This window comes from Desulfofundulus thermocisternus DSM 10259 (assembly GCF_000686645.1).
GTDB lineage: Bacteria > Bacillota > Desulfotomaculia > Desulfotomaculales > Desulfovirgulaceae > Desulfofundulus > Desulfofundulus australicus.
This window is the reverse complement of the sequence record NZ_JMLG01000043.1, coordinates 1-2,836: the sequence shown is the minus strand read 5'-3', so window position 1 is coordinate 2,836 and position 2,836 is coordinate 1. Positions and strand designations below refer to the sequence as shown.

General features: G+C 50.2%; 4 protein-coding genes and 1 pseudogene. 4 read left to right on the top strand and 1 reads right to left on the bottom strand.

Features of this window, described 5'->3' with window-relative positions; all coding sequences use genetic code 11:
* Nucleotides 1–247 precede the first annotated feature (247 nt).
* Both BR83_RS0113960 and BR83_RS0113955 read left to right on the top strand, forming a co-directional pair.
* Complete coding sequence (locus tag BR83_RS0113960) at nt 248–529, top strand: hypothetical protein (protein ID WP_027357572.1); 282 nt, start codon at nt 248–250, stop codon at nt 527–529.
* A complete protein-coding gene (locus BR83_RS0113955) occupies nt 526–786 on the top strand; it encodes a type II toxin-antitoxin system RelE/ParE family toxin (protein WP_027357571.1) in 261 nt (86 codons plus the stop codon). Before BR83_RS0113960 ends, BR83_RS0113955 begins: the two co-directional genes overlap by 4 nt.
* A gap of 51 nt (nt 787–837) precedes the next feature.
* Here the strand turns inward: BR83_RS0113955 and BR83_RS17925 are convergent.
* Nucleotides 838–1,026: pseudogene (locus BR83_RS17925) on the bottom strand (transposase); the annotation flags it as partial.
* A 265-nt stretch (nt 1,027–1,291) separates the two neighbouring features.
* On the opposite strand from BR83_RS17925, the gene BR83_RS17245 reads away from it, so the two are divergent.
* Both BR83_RS17245 and BR83_RS0113950 read left to right on the top strand, forming a co-directional pair.
* Entirely contained in the window at nt 1,292–1,510 is a 219-nt protein-coding gene (locus BR83_RS17245) for a hypothetical protein (RefSeq protein WP_157833035.1), read from the top strand.
* Between the two features lie 25 nt (nt 1,511–1,535).
* The gene (locus tag BR83_RS0113950) at nt 1,536–2,516 is read left to right on the top strand and encodes a hypothetical protein (protein WP_027357570.1); all 981 of its coding nucleotides are present in this window, start codon (nt 1,536–1,538) and stop codon (nt 2,514–2,516) included.
* Nucleotides 2,517–2,836 lie beyond the last annotated feature (320 nt).

Here is a 2,836-nt window from a genome sequence, read left to right as displayed (position 1 = left end):
TCTTATCTTCGTCAAGCTTGGTGAACCGCCGGATGCGGACCCGCATGTCCGGTGGTGTGAGAGGACGGGGGCTAGCCGCCTCCTCCTACTCGATTGGGATTGGGTGTTAAAGTTCAGGAGAAAGAAGGTGTTTTCCACTTGCAATAATTTTTGGTCGTTGATATAATTACTGCAAAGCAGTTTGGTAGGTAAACTGTATTACAGCATAGATAAACTGTATTACAGCAGTTGTAAAGGAGCGGTTTTTGTGGGTCAAATAATTGGTAACGTTATCGTACAGAAGCGCGGTGTTGTCAGTCTGGGCTTGTTAAAAGAGCATATGCCTTTAAATGATGGCGATATTTTCCAGGTAGAGCTTGAAGACGGGAAAATTATCCTGAGACCGATGAAGCTCATTCCAGCAGAGCAGGCATGGTTCTGGACCAGGGAATGGCAGGACGGGGAAAAAGAGGCCGAGAAGGACATAGCTTCTGGGAGGGTTAAGTCCTTTGATAATGTTGACGATCTTCTGGAGGATCTGGATAAATGATTTTTCAGCGAACGGAACGGTTCAAGAGAGCTTATAAAAAGCTGGATGAGAACCAAAGATGCGCCATAAAAAAAGCGTTGCGGCTGATGTCTGATAATATCAATCACCCCTCCCTGCGTGTTAAGCGTGTTCAAGGGACAAAAGATATTTGGGAAGCCAGTGCTACCATAAGTCTGCGCATCACCTTTTCCTGGAAAGGTGATACAATTATTCTGCGAAATTGCGGCGAACATGATAAGACGCTGAAAAAGCCTTGAGCTGACCCGGTTTAACCGGGGTTTTTCTTTTTTTGGAACAAAATGCGCCGAAACGTGGTCGGGCATGACCTCCAGGGCCAGTAACTCGTAGCCATGCTCCATACAGAGAGCAGTAATTGCTGCCTTCAGAGTTTCGTCTATTGGTGGGAGCAATACCTTACGGCGGTACTTCGTTCATACGAAGTGGTAGTTGATGGTATAGACTGCCGTTCCGGTTGACTTCCAGGTTTCTTTCTTCATGCCATTTATGTAACATTTGGGGAGGGACGTAAATACCAGGGCGAGGGGGTCCGTGCGACGAGCAATTTTGCCTCGGGAGGCTTACTGGATCGAGGGAGATCTAACGCAGCAAAATTGCTCGTCGTATCCCCTTTAATAAATTGAGGGGGTGTCTCCTCCCGCGCTCCCCCGGTGCTCTCAAAAGCAGTCGGCCGTGTCAATTCACTTCGGGTTGCATATAATATCCAGCAGAGGCAACTTATTCATTGCTAAAGGGGGGCTATTTTTGGACCTGGCAAGTGAAAGGAACGGCACCGCGAAGAGCAAGAGAGAACGGATGAGTTCTATGACTTCACCGCCAAACATGGTTGTTGAATATTACCGGCAGTTTGGTGTAGATGAAAAAACTATTAAGCGCATGTATCACTGCCAGTGCTTGGAAGTTTATGCCTCAAAGCCGAATTCTGCTTCTCCTGTGATGGCCCGTAATGTGCGCTCTCGCTGAGGGAAGGCTAGGCGGTAGGCGGCAGGTGGCCGCTAGCATACCTAGTCATAAGGGAGGGAAACCTCCCTTTTTTTTAAACGTAGCATTCTTTTTTGAACTCGTGTATTTTCTTAAAAAAGAGGGGATAACCATGTTCCAGCAAGTTTTAGTTAGTGCAAAGAAGGAGTTCTGGGATTCTTTTATCGTTCCCTTGGCCCATTATCCTGTTGCTTGTAGGGTTACCAATGTAACTTTATTTGGCGAGTTGCTGCCAGATAACACAATCCTCGTTTTCGGCAGGTACGAGTTTCTTTTTTGCCATTATAAAGAGGAAAATCAGTTTACACCCGGCTACCATGCTGCCGTGATGCCCCGCACTTTCTGCGAGAGAATTCAGCCTGTCGGGTCATGGGCGGCAGGAGCCCTACCGGGGGATGTAGAATTGCAGGTTTCCTTTAGCCGCCCCCTGCGCGTGCACACAAGGCCAGGTAAGCCGGCGCGCCTTAATCTGGGAGACTTTTGGAAGAGCATTTTTTCGTATCCGGCCTGGGTGGAGGTGCAGGTGGATGGCGAAATAACTGCCGAGATTGCCCTTGTACCGAAGTCGTTGCCTGATTTACCTCGTACTGTGGTAAGTAGACTGGCAGGAGCAGAGAAAAATGAAGGTAAGGAACCAGTGCCACCCCAGGGTATGGAAAAGCCTGGCGGTTTGACGGAGCAGGAAGCACCAGCTAGAGGGCCGGCCGCAGAGACTAAGCCTTTAACCATTGATCTGGAACAGCTGGCCGATCTGGTGATGAAGATCCTCCGCCAGCGCGAGCAAGCAAATGTTACAGGCCAGGAAATCAGCCGACAAGAGCCCAATAAAGCAGGAAGCCAAGTGGTTAAACCAGCACCCGCAGTTGTTACAGTTGCGGATCCACCACTTCCTTCGTTGCCTTTGGAGCAGATCCCGAGCCGCCCCGGTCTTTATAAGACCTTTCAGCCTTATGTACCACCACCCAAGCCGCCTGGCAAAGGCGGGTGAGGGGGTAGAGCACAAGCGTCCGGTCGGACGGTCAGTGGCGCGGCCATTTCCGGTGATGCGGTACACCTGCCGAAAAACCCGGATACCCCGGAAACTCCACAAAGCAAAAAGCTTTTTCAAGAAAAAAGCAGCGGTTAAACCGCTGCTTTTTAAGGTGTGTGCGCCCGGCATGGGCGTTAACTTGGTGGTGAAAGGCAGGTGCAGGCGAGGCAGCACGAGTCTGCTAGCCAAAGGCAAGGGTGTCCATCGCGAGGTGGAATCGGATCGGTGCGCCGGCGGCAAAACCACGGCCCGATGAACAAGAACCCCATAAGAGGCTA

Coding starts and splice junctions, on each gene's coding strand:
- BR83_RS0113955 (WP_027357571.1), top strand. CDS start 526: ATGATTTTTCAGCGAACGGAACGGTTCAAGAGAGCTTATAAAAAGCTG.